We start from the raw sequence: 20,921 nt of genomic DNA, 5'->3' as shown, positions 1-20,921 counted from the left end.
AGTAACGACATGACCCAAGTAAACCTCGGCACTGCCAACGAATTCATCGCCCGTCACATCGGCCCGCGCGCCGGTGACGAGCAAGCCATGCTCAACAGCCTCGGTTTCGACTCGCTCGAAGCGCTGAGCGCCAGCGTCATTCCTGAAAGCATCAAGGGCACCAGCGTGCTCGGCATGGACGACGGCCTGAGCGAAGCCGACGCCCTGGCGATGATCAAATCCATCGCCGGCAAGAACCAGCTGTTCAAGACCTACATCGGCCAGGGCTACTACAACTGTCACACGCCGTCGCCGATCCTGCGCAACCTGCTGGAAAACCCGGCCTGGTACACCGCTTACACCCCGTACCAGCCGGAAATTTCCCAGGGCCGTCTCGAAGCGCTGCTGAACTTCCAGACCCTGATCAGCGACCTCACCGGCCTGCCGATCGCCAACGCCTCGTTGCTCGACGAAGCCACCGCCGCTGCCGAAGCCATGACTTTCTGCAAACGCCTGAGCAAGAACAAGGGCAGCCACCAATTCTTCGCCTCGATCCACAGCCACCCGCAAACCCTCGACGTGCTGCGCACCCGTGCCGAGCCGCTGGGCATCGAAGTGGTGGTTGGCGATGAGCGTGAACTGACGGATGTCACGCCGTTCTTCGGCGCGCTGCTGCAATACCCGGCGAGCAACGGTGACCTGTTCGACTACCGCGAACTGACCGAGCGCTTCCACGCCGCCAACGCGCTGGTGGCCGTGGCTGCCGATCTGCTGGCCCTGACTTTGCTGACCGCTCCAGGCGAGTTCGGCGTGGACGTCGCCATCGGTTCGGCGCAACGCTTCGGTGTACCGCTGGGCTTCGGCGGCCCGCACGCCGCCTACTTCTCCACCAAGGATGCATTCAAGCGTGACATGCCGGGCCGTCTGGTCGGTGTTTCGGTTGACCGTTTCGGCAAGCCGGCCCTGCGCCTGGCGATGCAGACTCGCGAGCAACACATCCGCCGTGAGAAAGCCACCTCGAACATCTGCACCGCGCAAGTGCTGCTGGCCAACATCGCCAGCATGTACGCGGTCTACCACGGCCCGAAAGGCCTGACCCAGATCGCCAACCGCGTACATCACCTGACCGCGATTCTCGCCAAGGGCCTGAGCGCACTGGGCCAGACCGTCGAACAGGCAAGCTTCTTCGATACCCTGACCCTCGCCACCGGCGCGCACACTGCCGCGCTGCACGACAAGGCGCACGCTCAGCAGATCAACCTGCGGGTGATCGACGCCGAGCGTCTGGGCCTGTCGGTGGACGAAACCACCACCCAGGCTGACATCGAAACCCTGTGGGGCCTGTTCGCCGACGGCAAGACCCTGCCGGACTTCGCTGCACTGGCCGCTTCGGTGCACAGCACCATCCCGGCGGCGCTGGTGCGTCAGTCGCCGATCCTCAGCCACCCGGTGTTCAACCGTTATCACTCGGAAACTGAGCTGATGCGCTACCTGCGCAAACTGGCGGACAAGGATCTGGCACTGGATCGCACCATGATCCCGCTGGGCTCGTGCACCATGAAACTCAACGCTGCCAGCGAAATGATTCCGGTGACCTGGGCCGAATTCGGCGCCCTGCACCCGTTCGCTCCGGCCGAGCAAAGCGCCGGCTACCAGCAACTGACCGATGAACTGGAAGCGATGCTCTGCGCCGCCACCGGTTACGACGCGATCTCGCTGCAACCGAACGCCGGTTCGCAGGGTGAATATGCGGGTCTCTTGGCAATCCGCGCTTACCACCAGAGCCGTGGTGACGAGCGCCGCGACATCTGCCTGATCCCGTCGTCCGCCCACGGCACCAACCCGGCCACCGCCAACATGGCCGGCATGCGCGTGGTCGTGACCGCGTGCGATGCCCGTGGCAACGTCGACATCGAAGACCTGCGCGCCAAAGCCATCGAGCACCGCGAACACCTCGCAGCGCTGATGATCACCTACCCGTCGACCCACGGCGTGTTCGAAGAAGGCATCCGCGAAATCTGCGGGATCATTCACGACAACGGCGGCCAAGTGTACATCGACGGCGCCAACATGAACGCGATGGTCGGCCTCTGCGCACCGGGCAAGTTCGGCGGCGACGTCTCGCACCTGAACCTGCACAAAACCTTCTGCATCCCGCACGGCGGTGGCGGCCCGGGCGTCGGCCCGATCGGCGTCAAGTCGCACCTGACCCCGTTCCTGCCGGGCCATGGCCAGATGCAACGCAAGGAAGGCGCGGTCTGCGCAGCGCCGTTCGGCAGCGCGAGCATTCTGCCGATCACCTGGATGTACATTCGCATGATGGGTGGCGCCGGTCTGAAGCGGGCTTCGCAACTGGCAATCCTCAACGCCAACTACATTTCCCGTCGTCTGGAAGAGCACTATCCAGTGCTGTACACCGGCAGCAACGGTCTGGTGGCGCACGAATGCATCCTCGATCTGCGCCCGCTGAAAGACAGCAGCGGCATCAGCGTCGATGACGTCGCCAAGCGCCTGATCGACTTCGGCTTCCACGCCCCGACCATGTCGTTCCCGGTGGCCGGCACGCTGATGATCGAGCCGACCGAAAGCGAATCCAAGGAAGAACTGGACCGCTTCTGCGACGCCATGATCCGCATCCGCGAAGAAATCCGCGCAGTGGAAAACGGCACGCTGGACAAGGACGACAACCCGCTGAAGAACGCCCCGCACACGGCGGCAGAGCTGGTCGGCGAGTGGACGCACCCGTACAGCCGCGAGCAAGCGGTATATCCAGTGGCGTCGTTGATCGAAGGCAAGTACTGGCCGCCGGTCGGTCGCGTCGACAACGTGTTCGGCGACCGCAACCTGGTCTGCGCCTGCCCGTCGATCGAAAGCTACGCTTAAACGAAAGAGGGGCAGGTCACCTGCCCCTTTCTCCAGAACACCACAAATCCCTGTGGGAGCTGGCTTGCCAGCGATGAGGGTGGATCGTCTCCATCTCTGTTGCCTGACACACCGCCATCGCTGGCAAGCCAGCTCCCACAAGAAACGCATCAAGCCTGATATTCCGCCAATTCCTATAACAAGAAACCGGAGAACCACTCATGTCGTTAAGCGTGTTCGACCTGTTCAAGATTGGCATCGGCCCTTCCAGCTCCCACACCGTCGGCCCGATGCGTGCCGCTGCGCGCTTCGCCGAAGGCCTGCGCCGCGATGACCTGCTGTCGGCCACCAGCACCGTCAAAGTCGAGTTGTACGGCTCGCTCGGCGCCACCGGCAAAGGTCACGGCAGCGACAAGGCCGTTCTGCTCGGTCTTGAGGGTGAACACCCGGACACCGTCGATACCGAAACTGTCGCCGCGCGCCTGCAGGATATTCGTGGCAATGGCCGGCTGAATCTGCTCGGCGAACACGGCATTGCCTTCAATGAGAAAGAACACCTGGCGATGATCCGCAAACCGTTGGCCTATCACCCCAACGGCATGATCTTTCGCGCATTCGATGCAGCCGGTATTCAGATCCGCAGCCGCGAGTACTACTCGGTCGGCGGTGGTTTCGTCGTCGATGAGGATGCCGCCGGCGCTGACCGCATTGTCGAAGACGCCACACCGCTGACCTTCCCGTTCAAAAGCGCCAAGGACTTGCTCGGCCATTGCGCCACCTACGGCCTGTCGATCAGTCAGGTGATGTTGACCAACGAAAGCGCCTGGCGCCCGGAGGCCGAGACCCGCGCCGGTCTGTTGAAAATCTGGCAAGTGATGCAGGACTGCGTCGCCGCGGGCTGTCGCAACGAAGGCATTCTGCCAGGCGGGCTGAAGGTCAAGCGCCGGGCGGCGGCGCTGCATCGACAGCTGTGCAAGAACCCGGAATCGGCGCTACGCGATCCGCTGTCGGTGCTCGACTGGGTCAACCTCTACGCCCTCGCCGTCAACGAAGAAAACGCCAACGGCGGGCGCGTGGTCACCGCACCCACCAACGGTGCGGCCGGGATTATTCCGGCGGTGCTGCATTACTACATGCGGTTTATCCCGGGTGCGAACGATGACGGCGTGGTGCGCTTTCTGCTGACCGCCGCCGCCATCGGCATTCTGTACAAGGAAAACGCCTCGATCTCCGGCGCCGAAGTCGGCTGCCAGGGCGAAGTCGGCGTGGCCTGCTCGATGGCCGCCGGCGCGTTGTGCGAAGTGCTCGGCGGCAGCGTGCAGCAAGTGGAGAACGCCGCGGAAATCGGCATGGAACATAACCTCGGCCTGACCTGCGACCCGATTGGCGGGCTGGTGCAGGTGCCGTGCATCGAGCGCAATGCCATGGGCTCGGTGAAAGCGATCAACGCGGTGCGCATGGCCATGCGCGGCGACGGGCAACACTTCGTCTCGCTCGACAAGGTCATCCGCACCATGCGCCAGACCGGCGCCGACATGAAAAGCAAATACAAGGAGACCGCCCGCGGCGGTCTGGCAGTCAACATTATCGAATGCTAATTAGTCCCCTCTTCCTCCGGGAGAGAGCTGGTATGAATCAAGGAGTCACGCATGTCCACCGAACAACTGTCGAAAACCCCGCTGCACGCTCTGCACCTCGAACTCGGCGCCCGCATGGTGCCGTTCGCCGGCTACGACATGCCGGTGCAATACCCGCTCGGCGTGATGAAAGAGCACCAACACACCCGTGAGCAGGCCGGGCTGTTCGATGTCTCGCACATGGGCCAGATTCGCCTGACCGGCGCCAATGCCGCCAAGGCCCTGGAAACCCTGGTGCCGGTGGACATCATCGACCTGCCGGTGGGCATGCAGCGCTACGCGATGTTCACCAACGACAACGGCGGCATCCTCGACGACCTGATGGTCGCCAACCTCGGTAACGACGAGCTGTTCCTGGTGGTCAACGCCGCGTGCAAGGATCAGGACCTGGCGCATCTGCAAAAGCACATCGGTGATCAGTGCACCATAACGGAGCTGTTCGAAGCGCGTGCGTTGCTGGCGTTGCAAGGTCCGGCTGCAGTCACCGTACTGGCGCGTCTTGCACCAGAGGTGGCGAAGATGACGTTCATGCAGTTCAACCGCGTGCAGCTGCTGGGCATCGATTGCTTCGTCAGCCGTTCGGGTTACACCGGTGAAGACGGTTTTGAGATTTCCGTACCGGCAGCCGATGCGGAGAAACTCGCCCGTGCCCTGCTGGCCGAACCGGAAGTCCAGGCCATTGGCCTCGGCGCCCGCGACTCGCTGCGCCTGGAAGCCGGCCTGTGCCTGTACGGCCACGACATGAACACCGACACCACCCCCATCGAAGCCAGCCTGTTGTGGGCGATCTCCAAGCCACGCCGCGCCGACGGCGCGCGAGCCGGCGGTTTCCCGGGCGCAGAGCAAGTATTTGCTCAGCAGCAAAACGGCGTGGCACGCAAACGTGTCGGCTTGCTGCCGCAAGAACGCACGCCAGTACGTGAAGGTGCGGAAATCGTCAACGAAGCCGGCGAAATCATCGGCAGCGTGTGCAGCGGCGGCTTCGGTCCGACCCTGGGCGGGCCGTTGGCGATGGGTTATCTCGACAGCGCTTATGTGGCACTGGACACGCCAGTCTGGGCCATCGTTCGTGGGAAAAAGGTGCAAATGCTTGTAAGCAAAATGCCATTTGTTCCACAACGCTACTATCGTGGTTGATTGACTGTTTCTATAAGTAACGCGATTGCGTTATGCGTGCACTAATGTGTAACGCAATCGCCACAAAAAAGTGCATTTTCTAACATCTGATTCGAATATGAACTTTGCTTATAACGATCGAAAACAATTGAACCCGTTCATCGTCTAAGCCGACACTAGTGGATTGACTAACTGCCAGCAAGTGCAGGAAAACCGGGCCTTCGCGGGGCTTGTTTTTTCTCCCGTAGTTGGCGTAGAGTTTGTCCACTGTGTTTGCATGGGTCAGCTTGGAATCGTGACCTGGGCAGTAGCCTACAAAGTTAGCTACATCCCGCTCGACGTCTTCTTACTCTCCTGCAACCAGCCCCAGTACTCTTTCATGAGAAAGAGACTGTCATCAATTTATGCGTCAAAGGAAATAAGAAATGTCGACACGTCAGAGCGGTACCGTCAAGTGGTTTAACGACGAGAAAGGTTTTGGTTTTATCACTCCAGAAAGCGGTCCGGATCTGTTCGTGCATTTCCGCGCCATTCAGGGCAACGGCTTCAAGAGCCTGAAAGAAGGCCAGAAAGTGACCTTCGTTGCTGTGCAAGGTCAGAAAGGCATGCAGGCTGACGAAGTCATCGCCGAAGCCTGATTTTCTGTCACAAAAAAGCCCCTGATATTGATATCAGGGGCTTTTTTGTGCGCGCGAATCCGTAAAATGGCGCTTCATTTTGCGCCCAGAGGCTGCCATGTCGAAAAACCTGCTCACTCCCCAGGGCGACTTCCCTGCTGTTGGCCTTGGCCGGCGTCTGGCAGCAATGTTCTATGACTTCCTGCTGTGCACCGCCCTGCTGATCGTCACCGGCTTCGTTTACAAGTTGATCCAGGCAGCGATCATCGGTGAAGAACGCCTGCGTGCACTGACCGATGCCGGCAAGATGGATGGCGATCCGCTGTATTCCACGGTGCTGTTGCTGGTGCTGTTTGCGTTCTTCGCCAAGTTCTGGACTCACGGCGGGCAGACACTGGGCATGCAGGTGTGGGGGATTCGAGTGCAGAACGCCGATGGCAGCGCGATCAGCCTGTGGCAGGCGCTGCTGCGCTTCATGGTGTCGATCGCGTCGTGGCTGTGCGCAGGGCTTGGATTTCTCTGGTCGCTGTACGACAAGCAGAAGCGCACCTGGCACGACATCTATTCCGATACCCGTGTGGTGCGGATTCCGAAGAAGAGCAAATAACTTCCTGACACCGAATACCACTGTGAGAGCGAGCCTGCTCGCGAAAGCGTAGTATCAGCCGACATTTATGTTTGCTGATTCACCGCCTTCGCGAGCAGGCTCGCTCCCACAGGTTTTGCGCTGTTTCTGAAGGACCTCAGGCGTTACCCGCCAGCTTCATCCGCGCTGCCTGGGTGAAATCCAGCATGCGCTTCAACGGGCGTATCGCCTGCGGAATCAACGCCGGATCGACAAAGATCTCGTTCGTCCCTTCCTTCAGGCTCTTGAGCGTGCGCTCAAGGGTGTTCATGGCCATCCACGGGCAATGTGCGCAACTGCGGCACGCGGCGCCGTTACCGGCGGTTGGCGCCTCGATGAAGACCTTGTCCGGGCACAACTGCTGCATCTTGTAGAAAATGCCGCGGTCAGTGGCGACGATCAGGGTCTTGTTCGGCAGGCTTTGCGCGGCTGCGATCAACTGACTGGTGGAACCTACTGCATCGGCCAGCTCGATCACCGAGGTCGGTGACTCCGGGTGCACCAGAATCGCGGCGTCCGGGTACAGCGCTTTCATATCTTCGAGCTGCTTGGATTTGAATTCTTCGTGGACGATGCAGGCACCGTCCCACAGCAGCATGTCGGCGCCGGTCTTGCGCTGAATGTAAGTACCCAGATGCTTGTCCGGGCCCCAGATGATGGTCTCGCCGTTGTCCATCAGGCTTTCGACGATCTCCAGTGCGCAGCTCGACGTCACCACCCAGTCAGCGCGGGCTTTGACTGCGGCCGAAGTGTTGGCGTACACCACCACTGTGCGCTCCGGGTGCTGATCGCAGAACGCCGAAAACTCGTCCACCGGGCAACCGAGGTCCAGCGAGCAGGTCGCGTCCAGGGTCGGCATCAGCACGCGTTTTTCCGGGTTGAGGATCTTCGCGGTCTCGCCCATGAACTTTACGCCGGCGACCACCACGGTCTTGGCCGGGTGAGCGTTGCCGAAGCGCGCCATTTCGAGGGAGTCGGACACACAGCCGCCGGTTTCTTCGGCCAGGGCCTGAATCACCGGATCGCAATAGAAGTGGGCCACCAGTACCGCGTCCTGAGCCTTGAGCTCGGCGGCGATGGCAGAACGGTAGTAGGCCTCTTCCTCGGCAGTCAGCGGTTTGGGCTGTTTGGCATCGAGGTGGGCTTGAACCAGAAGGCGTTCGGAAATCTGCGTCATGTTCGCAAGACCTGCAGGCGCTTTCGCGCGAAAGTCGAGTATACACCCGGCTCCGGACCACTTGAGGGTACCGCCGGGAGAGTGAGTATTATCAGGCACGGACAGCATTGAAGCTGCGCAAGGCTACAGAATATCCCGTTGATACAAAAGATGATTCTGACCTGTGTCAGCGCAGGCAATGATGAAAGGAGCGGTGCCTGATTCGCAGGCAAAAAAAAACCCGGAAATCCTCACTTTCGTGGGCCTTCCGGATTTTCTAAACCGCCAAATATGGTGGGTCGTGTGGGATTCGAACCTACGACCAATTGGTTAAAAGCCAACTGCTCTACCAACTGAGCTAACGACCCGCTGTGTGGTGGCGCGTATAATACTGATTTTTAAGGACTATTCAACACCTTTTTGAAAAAAATCAAAAATAAGGTGTTGGATCGCTTACACCGGCCGCCGCAAAGCCCTCTGCACGCAGGCGGCAGCTGTCGCATTTACCGCACGCACGGCCTTCATCGTCCGCCTGATAGCAGGAAACGGTCAGGCCATAATCGACGCCCAGCTTCACGCCCGCCTGGACGATCTGCGCCTTGCTCAGGTTCTGCAGCGGCGCCTGGATACGGAAACCGTTGCCTTCCACACCCGCCTTGGTTGCCAGGTTGGCCATGCGCTCGAACGATTCAATGAACTCGGGACGGCAATCCGGGTAACCGGAATAGTCCACGGCGTTGACGCCGATAAAGATGTCACGCGCGCCGAGCACTTCGGCCCAGCCCAGTGCCAGCGACAGAAACACCGTGTTGCGCGCCGGCACGTAGGTCACCGGGATGCCCTCGCCCAGCTCTTCCGGGATGTCGATGCTGGTGTCGGTCAGCGCCGAGCCGCCCATGCCGTTGAGGTTCAGGCCGATCACTTTGTGCTCGACCACACCCAGATCGCGAGCGACGCGCGCGGCGGCATGCAGCTCCGCATGAGAGCGCTGGCCGTAATCGAAACTCATGGTGTAGCAGGCGTAACCTTCAGCCCGGGCCATCGCGACCACAGTGGCCGAATCGAGGCCACCCGATAACAGGATTACCGCACGTTTTTCGTGAGTGTTCAGTTGTTCAGTCATATCAGCGCCCCGGCTCGTCATTCCATAGATATTTATGCAGCTGCAACTGCAACCGCACTGGCAGGTTATCTGCCACCACCCAGTCCGCCAGATCCCTGGCATTGAGGTCATGATGACTTGGGGAAAACAGCACTTCACCCGCACGGCGATCAAGACCGTACTGGATCAGCTTCGAGACCGCCCAGTCATAGTCGTCCCGCGAGCAGATGACAAACTTCACCTGATCGTTGGGCGTCAACAGTTCGATGTTTTCGTAGCGGTTGCGGTGCGCCTCTTTGGAGTCCGGCGTCTTCAGGTCGACAACGCGACTGACGCGCGGATCGACCGCCGAGATATCGAGCGCACCGCTGGTTTCCAGTGACACTTCATAACCGGCATCGCACAGCTGCTTGAGCAAAGGGATGGCATTGGGCTGTGCCAAAGGCTCACCGCCGGTCACACAGACATAGCGTGGGCGAAACCCGGCCACTTGCTCGAGGATGTCGTCGAGGGTGCGGATCGTACCGCCGCTGAACGCATAGGCACTGTCGCAGTATTGGCAACGCAATGGGCAACCGGTCAGGCGCACAAAAACCGTGGGCAGCCCGGCAGTCCGCGTTTCCCCCTGCAACGAGTAGAAAACTTCGGTGATTCTCAATGTGTCTTGCATAGTCGCCACGGGCGTAACAGCTAAACAGGCTGTCCGCCTCCGTCAGGCACTTCAGGCAACCCCGCCAACGCGTAGATCACCAGAAGCGTGTTTCAGAAAAAGGGCGTGAATTCTAACGAAAAAACCCGCGACAAGCGCGGGTTTCTTCCAAACGGGTCAAACACACTTACATGCGTTGCAGATCGCGTTGGGCCAACTGAGCAGCGGAGGTCCCCGGGTATTGGGAAACCACCTGTTGCAGTATGCCTTTGACCTTGTCGGTATGACCGAGGCGGCGCTCTACATCAGCCAGCTTGTACAGCGAATCCGGCACTTTGGCGTGCTTGGGATAGAGCTGTGAAACCTTGGCAAAAGCCTGACCCGCACCTTGCAGATCGCCCTTGGCCAGGTTCACTTCGCCCAACCAGTACTGGGCATTGCCCGCATATTGGCTGTTCGGGTATTTGCGCAGGAATGCCGAGAAAGCCTGGCTGGCCTTGTCGAAATCCTTGGCTTTGATCAGGTCGAAAGCCGCATCGTAATACAGCTTTTCCTTGGCCGGATCACCCGGTTCGCTACTGGCAGCAGGTGCCTGGGCGGCAGTAGCCCCGGCGCCAGCGGCAGCACCGGCAGCAGCACTTGCATCGCCACCGGCAGAAGAATTCTCAGGAGTCGCGGCAGGTGCAGCACCGGATCCTATGCGCCGATCAAGATCCTGGTATCGCTCCAGGGATTCCTGCTTCATGCGCGCAACCTGATTCTGCAGTTCTTCGATCACACCTTGCTGGCGCGATATCTGATCCTGCATCTGTTGCAGTTGGTTGAACAGCATGCCCTGTGCCGAGGCAGGGGCCGAAGCCGCTCCCCCGGCATAGGCGCCGTTCGTACCGTAACCCGCAGGCGGATAACTGCTCCCGCTATTGTTATAACCGGAGTTGTCATCGACCACAGGAACCGCAGCCCACGCCGCAAGCGGCGCGAGGCTGAGAGCCAGAACAGTTACAGCACGACGGCACGTTCGCATATCGAATTACTTACGCAGTTCGACGCGACGGTTTTGAGCCCAGGACTGCTCGTCGTTGCCGGTAGCAACTGGACGCTCTTCGCCGTAGGAAACCAGTTCCAGCTGAGCTGGGGAAACACCTTGCAGTACCAGGTAGCGCTGAACGGCTTTCGCACGACGCTCGCCCAGTGCCATGTTGTACTCACGAGTACCACGTTCGTCGGTGTTGCCTTCCAGAACAACGCGAGCGCCGTTTGCTTTCAGGTCTTTGGCGTGAACGTCCAGAGCGCGCATGGCTTCTGGCTTCAGGTCCGAGCTGTCGTATTCGAAGTAGAAGGTGGTGATTGCGCGCAGAGCAGCTTCTTCGCTCAGGGAACCGTCAACGGCACCAGTGTTTGCGCCGTAACCAGCGTTTGGATCAACAGCGCCTTCACCGGCGTTGTCGCCGCCTTTGGACGAGCAACCTACAGCTACAGCCATGGCCAGAGCCAGCGCAGCAAATTTACCAAACTTCAGCATTTCCATCGTGAAACTCCTAATGAACCCCAGTGTGTTAAGTAAAACGTAAAGCGCCGCGTCAGTTCAGGTAAGGGGACCAGGACGGTTCTCTGACTTCGCCTTGTGCGGTAGGAAGCGGGAGCCTCACGCGTCCATTAATGGACACGAGCATCAAGACTCCCCGGCCCTGCTGGCGGGTGGCGTAGATTACCATGGTGCCGTTGGGCGCAACAGTGGGTGACTCGTCCAGAGTGCTATCAGTGAGGATCTTTACACTGCCTCGCTGCAAATCCTGGGCCGCCACCTTGAAATTGGTGAAACCGTCCTGGCGATGGATCATCACCAGGGTCTTTTCATCAGCCGAAAGCTTCGGGTTGGCGTTGTAGTTGCCAATGAAGGTCACACGCTCGGCACCACCGCCGCTGGCGCTGGTCTTGTAGATCTGCGGCTTGCCGCCACGGTCCGAGGTGAAGTAGATGGTCGAACCATCCTTGCCCCAGTACGGTTCGGTGTTGATGCCAGGGCCTGCAGTCACACGAGTGATCTGACGCGAACCCAGGTTCATCACATAGATGTCCGGGTTGCCGTCTTTCGACAGTACGAACGCCAGGCGATTGCCATCCGGCGACCAGGCTGGTGCGCCGTTCAGGCCTTCGAAGTTGGTGATCTGCTCACGGCGACCGGTGTCGATGTTCTGCATGAAGATCCGTGGACGCTTCTGCTCGAACGACACGTAGGCAATGCGCTTGCCATCCGGTGCGAAACGCGGCGACAGGATCGGCTCGCGCGATTGCAGCAGAGTCACGGCACGGGCACCGTCGTAGTCCGAACGCTGCAGGGTGTAGCGAGTGTTCTTCTCGGAGAAACGCTCGGCTGTCACGTACAGCAGACGGGTCGAAAACGCACCTTTGATACCGGTGAGTTTTTCGAACGACTGGTCCGAAATGAAGTGCGCCATGTCACGCAGTTGCTCGGTGGTACCGGAAACACTGCCGTCAGCCACTTTCTGCTCGGTGGCCACGTTGAACAGTGCCCACTGCACCTGCAGACGACCGCCCGCTGGCGCAATGCTGCCAACCATCATGTATTGAGCACCCACCGCCTTCCAGTCACGGAAGATGATTTCGCTCGGCTGGCTTGGCTGGCTGATCATGTTCTGCTTTGGAATCGGCGAGTAATAGCCCGAGTTCCGCAAATCGTTACCAATGATTTCAGCCATGTCGTCCGGCAACACGGCACCGCCCTGCATACCGAACGGTACGACGGCAATCGGAGTCGCCCGATCGCTGCCGCTGGTGACCAGAATGTTCTTTTCATCAGCCATCGCGATCCCTGCCATGCAGCAGATCACGACCAGCATTCCTCGAAGAAGGTTTCTCACAAGGCTAGATCCTCAGGTGTGAATGTCATCTTGAATGAACGATACGGAGCGAAATCGCTCGGCTTCATTCCCTGCATTTCCGTCAAACGTCCAATATTTTTGACCGCCGCGACCGCCGAAGCATCGAACGGACCGTCGCCACTGGATTTGGCCACGCTGACCGAAGTCACCGTACCGTCCGGCAACATGCCGATTTGCAGCACGACCGTCATGCCTTTGCGTGCCGAAGGAGGACGAGCCCAGCCTTCCGCTGCCCGCGCACGAATCAGGTCATCGAAACTGCCCGCGACTTCGTCACCCTGCTCATCGGCCAAGGCCTGCTGACGCTGTGGCGTATCGGAAAGCAAATCTGCCAGGGCCTGAGCCTTTTTCTCTTCGGCGGATTTACGTGCCGCTTCCTGCGATTTTTTCTTCGCAGCATCGGCAGCAGCTTTCTTCTTCGCTTCGTCGGCGACTTTCTTCTTCGCCTCTTCAGCTTCAGCTTTTTTCTTGGCGTCTTCGGCGGCTTTCTTCTTCGCGTCTTCGACGATCTTCTTCTTGGCTTCTTCAGCGGCCGCTTTCTTGGCCTCTTCTTCAGCCGCCTTCTTGGCTTCTTCTTCGGCTTTCTTCTTGGCTATATCAGCCAATTGTTTCTCTTCTGCCTTCTTGGCCTCGGCTTTCTTCGCATCGTCGGCTTTCTTGGCTTCATCAGCCTTTTTCGCCTCGTCCGCTTTCTTCGCCTCGTCGGCCTTCTTGGCTTCCTCGGCCTTTTGAGCCGCTTCTTCTTTCTTTTGTTCCGCAGCCTTCACCGCTTCCTGCTCGACCTTTTTCTGTTCCATCTGCTCGACTTCGGTCTGGCGCGCGGCGGATTTCTTCGCCTCACCCGCAATCTTCTGATTGGTCTGGGTGGTTGCCTGACTTTTCGATTTCAGCTGGTACAGGGTCGCCTGGACAATCGGCTTGGCCGGCGGCAACTCGGGTGTGAAGGCGAAACTGACGAACAGCATGCCGAACACCAGCACGTGCAGGACAATCGCCAGAACACTGGGCCAGAAGTAGCTTTCCGAGGCGGACGGCTCTCGCTGTTGCTGCATCAGGGGGCCTCGGTAATCAAACCAACATTACCGACCCCGGCTTTCTGCAACCCGCCCATGGCACCCATGACGGCGCCGTAGTCGACCGACTTGTCGCCACGGATAAAGACCTGGGTACGCTTGCCGCCTTCGGTGCCGGCGCGAATGATCTTGGTCACTGCGTCAGTCATCTGTGGCAGCGTCATTGCCCTGTCCTGCTGCTTTTCAGTATCGACTTCGCTGCCAAGGTTCCAGTAGTAGGTCTTGTCAGCCTTGATCGAAATGGTCAGCACCTGAGTGTTGTTGTCCTGCGGCAAGGCTTCGCTGGAAACCTTGGGCAGATCCACTTTCACGCCCTGATTGAGCATCGGCGCGGTCACCATGAAGATAACCAGCAGCACCAGCATCACGTCGATGTATGGCACCACGTTCATCTCGGCGACCGGCTTGCGCTTGTTTCGGGCTCGAGCGATTAAAGCCATCGGGAAATACCTGCTTATTCTTCGCTGGTGTGCACTTTGCGGTGCAGGATCGCCTGGAACTCATCGGCGAAGGTGTAGTAGCGGCTCAGCAAGGTTTCGCTGCGGGCAGAGAAACGGTTGTAAGCGATAACGGCCGGGATCGCGGCAAACAGGCCGATCGCAGTGGCGATCAGGGCTTCGGCGATGCCCGGGGCCACGGTGGCCAGGGTCGCCTGCTGGGCGCTGGCCAGACCGCGGAAGGAGTTCATGATGCCCCACACGGTACCGAACAGACCGATGTACGGGCTGACCGAACCCACGGTGGCGAGAAACGGCAGGCTCTGCTCCAGCTTTTCTTCTTCGCGGGAGATGGCAACGCGCATGGCCCGCGCCACACCTTCCATCACCGCTTCCGGGTCAACACCTGGCTGCTGACGCAGACGGGAGAATTCCTTGAAGCCGGCACGGAAGATCTGCTCCACGCCGGAATCCGGATCCGGGTTGCTGCCGGCCTGACGGTACAGCTTGGACAGGTCGATACCCGACCAGAAGCGCTCTTCAAAGCTCTCCAGGGCGCGTCGACCGGCGCGCAGCAGATTGCTGCGCTGAAAGATCATGATCCATGAGGTCACCGATGCGGCCACCAGGGTCAACATTACCAACTGCACCACGATGCTGGCATTGCTGACCAGGCTCCACATGGAGGAATGGTCGACGACGTTAGCTTCCACGCTTTATCTCCTGCTTTGAGTGTGTACCCGTGCCGCCCGCGTCGGCAAAGGCCGCACGCAAGGATTCGGGCATGGCCCGGGGTTTCAAACTGTCGGTGCGCACGCAGGCCACCAGAAACTGCCCTTCACAGAGCAGCACATTATCCGTGGCCCGCCTGACCTGCTGTTTGAAGCGCAGGCTGGCACGGTTCAATTCGATTACATCAGCGCTTACCAGCAGTTCGTCGTCCAGTCGCGCCGGCGCGTGGTAGCGCGCTTCGCTGGAATGCACGACAAACAACAGGTCCTCTCCGGCCAGTTCCGACTGGGCAAAGCCCAGCGTCCGGAGCCGCTCGGTTCGAGCCCGTTCCATAAACTTGAGGTAATTAACGTAATACACGATGCCGCCCGCATCGGTGTCCTCGTAATAAACGCGACAACGATGTGCGAACGGCTCAAGCCCGTTTTGCGCGCGCATACTCTAGTGCTTACTCCTCGGGTTGCCAATCCGGCCAGGCAACTGTTTTTTCAGTGTTTAAGGCTTTACCGCAAAAGTACCGTCCTGTGACAGTACAAACGCTGAATAAATCGCCAAAAAATGTGTATCAATCGTCCACGGCATCGAGAAACTCGTCTGCCACGGGCATCTCGCCCATTCGTGACGGAATGTTTAAACCGAAATGCAGGTACGCATGCCGCGTCACCACCCTGCCCCGCGGCGTACGCATGATGTAGCCCTGTTGAATCAGGTACGGCTCCAGCACGTCCTCGATGGTGTGGCGCTCTTCACTGATCGCCGCCGCCAGACTGTCAATGCCCACCGGGCCGCCATCGAACTTCTCGATCATGGTCAGCAGCAAGCGCCGGTCCTGGTGATCGAAGCCGTGTTCGTCGACGTCCAGCAGGTTCAACGCCAGATCGGCCACCGACTTGGTGATGTGGCCCTTGGCCCGCACTTCGGCAAAATCGCGTACCCGCCGCAGCAGACGGTTGGCGATCCGCGGCGTACCGCGAGCACGACGAGCAATTTCAAAAGAGCCCTCCGGGTCCAGCGGCAGTCCGAGAATAGACGCCGAACGACTGACAATCGTCGCCAGATCCGCCGTGCTGTAGAACTCAAGACGCTGGACGATACCGAAGCGGTCACGCAACGGATTGGTCAGCATGCCGGCACGGGTTGTGGCGCCCACGAGAGTGAACGGTGGCAGATCCAGCTTGATCGAGCGTGCCGCCGGCCCTTCACCGATCATGATGTCGAGCTGGAAGTCCTCCATCGCCGGGTACAGCACTTCTTCAACGATGGGTGACAGACGATGGATTTCGTCGATGAACAACACGTCGTGCGGCTCAAGGTTGGTCAGCAGAGCCGCCAGATCGCCCGGACGTTCAAGTACCGGACCGGACGTGCTCTTGATCGACACGCCCATTTCCTCGGCGATGATGTTGGCCAGTGTGGTTTTGCCCAGACCCGGCGGGCCGAAGATCAGCGTGTGGTCGAGGGATTCACTACGGCCACGCGCCGCCTGGATGAACAGTTCCATCTGCTCGCGCACGGTCGGCTGGCCAATATAGTCGGCCAGACTGACCGGACGAATGGCCCGATCCTGGACTTCTTCGCGCTCGCGCGGACTGTGCGCGGCGGCGATCAGACGATCAGCTTCAATCACTTAAATCATTCCCTTCAGGGCACGGCGGATCAGGTCTTCACTGCTCAAATTCTTGTCCTTGATGGCGGTAATCGCCTTGCTCGCTTCCTGCGGCTTGTAGCCCAGGGAAATCAGCGCACTGACGGCATCGTTCTCGGCAGTGCTGACCGGCGCCGGGCCGTCCGGCTGGTTCGGCACCAGAGCGAACATGGCTGGCGAGGTTTCCCAGGCCTTGAAGCGATCCTTGAGTTCGACCAACAGGCGCTCAGCGGTTTTCTTGCCGACACCCGGGACCTTGGTCAACGCCGAGGTGTCCTGCGATTGCACGCAGCGGATCAGCTCATCGACTTCCAGACTCGACATCAGCGCCAGGGCCAGTTTCGGCCCGACACCATTGAGACGGATCAACTCACGAAAAAAGTCTCGCTCACGCTTGCCAGCGAAGCCATAGAGTAACTGCGCGTCTTCGCGTACGACCAAATGGGTGTGCAGCGTCAGCGGTTCACCGACCGACGGCAGACGATAAAGGGTGGTCATGGGCACTTCTAGCTCATACCCGAGGCCGTTTACATCCAGAATCAGGTGCGGCGGCTGTTTCTCAGCCAGGGTGCCGCGCAAGCGTCCAATCACGTTTCAGATCCTTGAGCGTTGGCCAGCCGTGGGCTGGCGACAGATGGAAGGCGGGAATCGGGCCGACGACCCAGGCGCGAAATCCGCGTTCCGCAAAAATGATTGCTGATGCTATCAGAGACGCAGGCGCCCGCCACGACTGCGTGCGGTTCCCAAACCATGCGGCAGCAGGCTGGAACGGGTATGCGCGTGACAAATGGCAATGGCCAGAGCATCCGAGGCATCGATCTGCGGCTTGCTGGTCAGCTTGAGCATGTGCATGACCATCATCTGCACCTGTTCTTTATTGGCCGCGCCGGTGCCGACCACGGCTTGCTTGACCTGAGTCGCGGTGTACTCGGCAATCTCCAGGCTCTCCTCGGCGCCAGCCACAATGGCGGCGCCGCGGGCCTGCCCGAGTTTGAGGGCGGAATCGGCGTTTTTCGCCATGAACACTTTTTCGATGCCCATGGTCACCGGGCCATAGGTCTGAATGATTTCACGCACACCGCGATAAACGATCTGCAGCCGCTCATGCAGCTCGCCAGCGCCGGTACGGATGCAGCCCGAGGCCACATAGATGCAGCCGCCACGTCCGGTATCGCGAACAATCCCGTAACCGGTGATGCGCGAGCCGGGGTCGATACCCAGAATTAATGTCATAACGCCTGCTGGTTCGAAATAACACAAAAACAAATGTGGGAGCTGGCTTGCCAGCGATGACGGAGTGTCAGGCGCCATCATTGCCTGAGGTGCCGACGCCATCGCTGGCAAGCCAGCTCCCACATTGAATCGTAGTCGCTCTTAACCGAGCTGAGCGGCCACGTCTTCCGGAATGTCCGCGTTGGAATAGACGTTCTGCACGTCATCCAGATCCTCAAGCATGTCGATCAGCTTGAGCACCTTCTCCGCGCCTTCCAGATCCAGTTCGGCGCTGGTGGTCGGCTGCATGACGATTTCCGCGTCGTCGCCCTTGAACCCCGCCGCTTCCAGCGCGTTGCGCACGGCATAGAAGCTGGTGAACGAGGTGAACACGTCGATCGAGCCGTCTTCATGGCTGACCACGTCGTCGGCATCGGCTTCCAGCGCCGCTTCGGTCAGGGCGTCTTCATCGACGCCCGGGGCAAAGCTGATCTGCCCTTTGCGCTCGAACAGGTACGCCACCGAACCGTCGGTGCCGAGGTTGCCGCCGCATTTGCTGAATGCATGGCGGACGGCTGCAGCGGTACGGTTGCGGTTGTCGGTCATGCATTCGACCATCACCGCCACGCCGCCCGGGCCGTAACCTTCATAGGTCAGCTCTTCAACGTTGTCCGCTTCCGTCGCACCGGCGCCACGTGCCACGGCGCGGTCGATGATGTCGCGGCTCATGTTCGCACCGAGGGCCTTGTCCAGGGCCAGGCGCAGACGCGGGTTGGAACCCGGATCGCCGCCGCCCTGACGGGCCGCAACGGTCAGTTCACGGATCCACTTGGTGAAGATCTTGCCTCTCTTGGCATCCTGACGTTCTTTGCGGTGCTTGATGTTCGCCCACTTGGAATGACCTGCCATAACTCGCTCCGAATTCTCTTGAAACGTTGCCCGCCCTGCTCACGCAGTGGCCAGCAAACAAAAAATCTCGACCTGCTCTCTATAGAAAGAAAAAAGGCGCATCCGAAGATGCGCCTTCAGGCCCGTCTTACTCAGCCTTTGGCGTTTCGCGCAAACGAATGTGCAGCTCGCGCAGCGCCTTGGCATCCACCACACCCGGCGCTTGCGTCATGACGTCCGCAGCACTCTGGGTTTTCGGGAAAGCAATCACTTCACGGATCGACTGGGCGCCGGTCATCAGCATCACCAGACGGTCCAGACCGAAGGCCAGACCACCGTGCGGCGGCGCACCGTACTTCAGCGCGTCGAGCAGGAAGCCGAACTTCTCTTCCTGTTCCGCTTCGTTGATGCCCAGCAGGCGGAACACCGCTTGCTGCATTTCCTTGCGGTGGATACGGATCGAACCGCCGCCCAGCTCGGTGCCGTTCAGTACCATGTCGTAGGCACGGGACAGAGCGCCGGCCGGATTGGCTTCCAGCTCTTCAGGCGAGCACTTCGGTGCGGTGAACGGGTGGTGCAACGCAGAGAAGCTACCGTCGTCGTTTTCTTCGAACATCGGGAAGTCGACGACCCACATTGGCGCCCATTTGCAGGTCAGCAGGTCGAGGTCGTGGCCCAGCTTGATACGCAGCGCGCCGAGGGCTTCGCTGACGATCTTGGCCTTGTCGGCGCCGAAGAACACGATGTCGCCGTCAACTGCACCAACGCGATCAAGGATCACGTTCAGGTTGGCTTCAGGGATGTTTTTCACGATCGGCGATTGCAGACCGTCAACACCGGCAGCGCGCTCGTTGACCTTGATGTACGCCAGGCCCTTGGCACCGTAGATGCCGACGAACTTGGTGTAGTCGTCGATCTGCTTGCGCGGCATGCTCGCTCCGCCTGGAACACGCAGTGCAGCGATACGGCATTTCGGATCGTTGGCCGGGCCGCTGAAGACCTTGAATTCGACTTCTTTGAGTTGATCGGCAACGTCGACCAGTTCCAGCGGGTTACGCAGGTCCGGCTTGTCGGAGCCGTAACGACGCATGGCTTCTTCGAAGGTCATGTGCGGGAATTCGCCGAACTCCAGATCCAGCACTTCCTTGAACAGGTTGCGGATCATGCCTTCGGTCAGGCCCATGATGTCTCTTTCGTCGAGGAAGCTGGTCTCGATGTCGATCTGAGTGAACTCAGGCTGACGGTCGGCACGCAGGTCTTCGTCACGGAAGCACTTGGCGATCTGGTAGTAGCGGTCGAAACCGGCAACCATCAGCAGTTGCTTGAACAGCTGAGGCGATTGCGGCAAGGCGAAGAAGGAACCGGCGTGAGTACGGCTCGGCACCAGGTAGTCGCGAGCACCTTCCGGGGTCGCGCGGGTCAGGATCGGCGTTTCCACGTCAAGGAAGCCGTTCTCGTCGAGGAAGCGACGGATACTGGTGGTCATGCGCGAACGCAGACGCAGCTTCTCGGCCATTTCCGGACGACGCAGATCGAGGAAGCGGTAGCGCAGACGGGTTTCTTCGCCGACGTCGGAGTATTCGTTGAGCGGGAACGGCGGGGTTTCCGCTTCGTTCAGCACTTCCAGCTCGTAGCCCAGCACTTCGATCATGCCCGACGCCATGTTGGCATTGGTTGCACCAGCCGGACGCAGACGCACCTTGCCGGTGATTTTCACCACGTACTCGCTGCGCACGCGATCGGCGGCGGCGAAGCTTTCGGCGCGATCCGGATCGAACACCACCTGCGCCAGACCATCACGATCACGGATATCGAGGAAAATCACCCCGCCGTGGTCGCGACGACGGTGAACCCATCCGCAAAGGGTAATTTCCTGGCCTTCCAGGCTTTCGTTCAGTTGGCCGCAATAATGGCTGCGCATCATGGTAGTGGTTTCGCTTCTCGTAATTCGAAATTCGGTGGAGATACCGTCGCACTCAAGCACTGCGGAATCTCACGCGTGTCGTTCGACCTGGGCCTGAACCCTAGTCAGATTTGTCGCCACCGGCCAGATTCTTCTTGGCTCCGGTCTTGAAATCGGTTTCGTACCAACCGCTGCCGCTGAGGCGAAAACCCGGCATGGACAGCTGTTTTTTGAGCTCTGGCGCCTGACAGGCAGGGCAGTCGACCAGCGGTGCCTCGCTGATCTTTTGAATGGCTTCCAACTGATGACCACAGGAAGCACATTGGTAATCGTACATCGGCATGGGGGTGTCTCGGCGATCAGATTGCCACCGCGCGCAGGGCTT

General features: G+C 59.7%; 21 protein-coding genes and 1 tRNA gene. 5 read left to right on the top strand and 17 right to left on the bottom strand.

Features of this window, described 5'->3' with window-relative positions; genetic code table 11:
• Window positions 1-9: 9 nt before the first annotated feature.
• From gcvP to B1722_RS06375, 5 genes are all read left to right on the top strand, one after another.
• On the top strand, window positions 10-2,862 hold the full coding sequence (gcvP, locus tag B1722_RS06395; protein WP_086791870.1) for an aminomethyl-transferring glycine dehydrogenase: 2,853 nt from the start codon (window positions 10-12) through the stop codon (window positions 2,860-2,862).
• A gap of 200 nt (window positions 2,863-3,062) precedes the next feature.
• The gene (locus B1722_RS06390; RefSeq protein WP_041068596.1) at window positions 3,063-4,439 is read left to right on the top strand and encodes an L-serine ammonia-lyase; all 1,377 of its coding nucleotides are present in this window, start codon (window positions 3,063-3,065) and stop codon (window positions 4,437-4,439) included.
• Between the two features lie 51 nt (window positions 4,440-4,490).
• A complete protein-coding gene (gene gcvT / locus B1722_RS06385) occupies window positions 4,491-5,615 on the top strand; it encodes a glycine cleavage system aminomethyltransferase GcvT (protein WP_041068588.1) in 1,125 nt (374 codons plus the stop codon).
• A gap of 404 nt (window positions 5,616-6,019) precedes the next feature.
• Window positions 6,020-6,232, top strand: coding sequence for a cold-shock protein (locus B1722_RS06380; protein WP_007951194.1), 213 nt, complete (start codon window positions 6,020-6,022; stop codon window positions 6,230-6,232).
• A gap of 97 nt (window positions 6,233-6,329) precedes the next feature.
• Complete coding sequence (locus tag B1722_RS06375; protein ID WP_041068583.1) at window positions 6,330-6,818, top strand: RDD family protein; 489 nt, start codon at window positions 6,330-6,332, stop codon at window positions 6,816-6,818.
• Between the two features lie 136 nt (window positions 6,819-6,954).
• Here B1722_RS06375 and nadA read toward each other — a convergent pair whose 3' ends face one another.
• The 17 genes from nadA to B1722_RS06290 form a co-directional block, all read right to left on the bottom strand.
• Window positions 6,955-8,013: a quinolinate synthase NadA gene (gene nadA, locus B1722_RS06370; RefSeq protein ID WP_003227499.1), complete on the bottom strand. Its 1,059-nt coding sequence runs from the start codon at window positions 8,011-8,013 to the stop codon at window positions 6,955-6,957.
• 271 nt (window positions 8,014-8,284) lie between these two features.
• A tRNA-Lys gene (locus tag B1722_RS06365) sits at window positions 8,285-8,360 on the bottom strand.
• Window positions 8,361-8,422: 62 nt separating this feature from the next.
• The gene (gene queC / locus B1722_RS06360; protein WP_003227501.1) at window positions 8,423-9,115 is read right to left on the bottom strand and encodes a 7-cyano-7-deazaguanine synthase QueC; all 693 of its coding nucleotides are present in this window, start codon (window positions 9,113-9,115) and stop codon (window positions 8,423-8,425) included.
• 1 nt (window position 9,116) lies between these two features.
• Window positions 9,117-9,764, bottom strand: a complete 648-nt coding sequence (gene queE / locus B1722_RS06355) for a 7-carboxy-7-deazaguanine synthase QueE (RefSeq protein WP_041068581.1) — start codon at window positions 9,762-9,764, stop codon at window positions 9,117-9,119.
• A gap of 166 nt (window positions 9,765-9,930) precedes the next feature.
• The gene (gene ybgF / locus B1722_RS06350; protein ID WP_041068579.1) at window positions 9,931-10,767 is read right to left on the bottom strand and encodes a tol-pal system protein YbgF; all 837 of its coding nucleotides are present in this window, start codon (window positions 10,765-10,767) and stop codon (window positions 9,931-9,933) included.
• Window positions 10,768-10,773: 6 nt separating this feature from the next.
• Window positions 10,774-11,271, bottom strand: a complete 498-nt coding sequence (pal, locus tag B1722_RS06345) for a peptidoglycan-associated lipoprotein Pal (RefSeq protein WP_003178634.1) — start codon at window positions 11,269-11,271, stop codon at window positions 10,774-10,776.
• A gap of 52 nt (window positions 11,272-11,323) precedes the next feature.
• Window positions 11,324-12,604 (bottom strand): Tol-Pal system beta propeller repeat protein TolB, encoded by a 1,281-nt coding sequence (gene tolB / locus B1722_RS06340; protein WP_164747834.1) that lies wholly within the window; start codon window positions 12,602-12,604, stop codon window positions 11,324-11,326.
• 17 nt (window positions 12,605-12,621) lie between these two features.
• Window positions 12,622-13,698 (bottom strand): cell envelope integrity protein TolA, encoded by a 1,077-nt coding sequence (gene tolA, locus B1722_RS06335; protein ID WP_041068568.1) that lies wholly within the window; start codon window positions 13,696-13,698, stop codon window positions 12,622-12,624.
• On the bottom strand, window positions 13,698-14,150 hold the full coding sequence (tolR, locus tag B1722_RS06330; protein WP_161794900.1) for a protein TolR: 453 nt from the start codon (window positions 14,148-14,150) through the stop codon (window positions 13,698-13,700). Before tolR ends, tolA begins: the two co-directional genes overlap by 1 nt.
• Window positions 14,151-14,173: 23 nt before the next feature.
• A complete protein-coding gene (gene tolQ / locus B1722_RS06325; protein WP_007912733.1) occupies window positions 14,174-14,869 on the bottom strand; it encodes a protein TolQ in 696 nt (231 codons plus the stop codon).
• Entirely contained in the window at window positions 14,859-15,326 is a 468-nt protein-coding gene (gene ybgC / locus B1722_RS06320) for a tol-pal system-associated acyl-CoA thioesterase (RefSeq protein WP_027612533.1), read from the bottom strand. Before ybgC ends, tolQ begins: the two co-directional genes overlap by 11 nt.
• 127 nt (window positions 15,327-15,453) lie before the next feature.
• Window positions 15,454-16,515, bottom strand: a complete 1,062-nt coding sequence (ruvB, locus tag B1722_RS06315) for a Holliday junction branch migration DNA helicase RuvB (RefSeq protein ID WP_041068559.1) — start codon at window positions 16,513-16,515, stop codon at window positions 15,454-15,456.
• A complete protein-coding gene (ruvA, locus tag B1722_RS06310; protein WP_086791868.1) occupies window positions 16,516-17,124 on the bottom strand; it encodes a Holliday junction branch migration protein RuvA in 609 nt (202 codons plus the stop codon).
• A 114-nt stretch (window positions 17,125-17,238) separates the two neighbouring features.
• Entirely contained in the window at window positions 17,239-17,766 is a 528-nt protein-coding gene (ruvC, locus tag B1722_RS06305) for a crossover junction endodeoxyribonuclease RuvC (RefSeq protein ID WP_007951206.1), read from the bottom strand.
• Between the two features lie 141 nt (window positions 17,767-17,907).
• Window positions 17,908-18,654 carry a YebC/PmpR family DNA-binding transcriptional regulator gene (locus B1722_RS06300; RefSeq protein ID WP_003227527.1) on the bottom strand — a complete coding sequence of 249 codons (747 nt, stop codon included), beginning with the start codon at window positions 18,652-18,654 and terminating at the stop codon, window positions 17,908-17,910.
• 127 nt (window positions 18,655-18,781) lie between these two features.
• Window positions 18,782-20,557 (bottom strand): aspartate--tRNA ligase, encoded by a 1,776-nt coding sequence (gene aspS / locus B1722_RS06295; RefSeq protein ID WP_041068550.1) that lies wholly within the window; start codon window positions 20,555-20,557, stop codon window positions 18,782-18,784.
• A gap of 100 nt (window positions 20,558-20,657) precedes the next feature.
• Complete coding sequence (locus B1722_RS06290) at window positions 20,658-20,879, bottom strand: FmdB family zinc ribbon protein (protein ID WP_003227532.1); 222 nt, start codon at window positions 20,877-20,879, stop codon at window positions 20,658-20,660.
• Between the last annotated feature and the right edge of the window lie 42 nt (window positions 20,880-20,921).

Origin of the sequence: Pseudomonas sp. SCPG-7, from assembly GCF_002156405.1 — a bacterium.
Lineage (GTDB): Bacteria > Pseudomonadota > Gammaproteobacteria > Pseudomonadales > Pseudomonadaceae > Aquipseudomonas > Aquipseudomonas parakoreensis.
The sequence above is the reverse complement of the archived record's forward strand: the minus strand, read 5'-3'. Positions and strand labels throughout refer to the sequence as shown.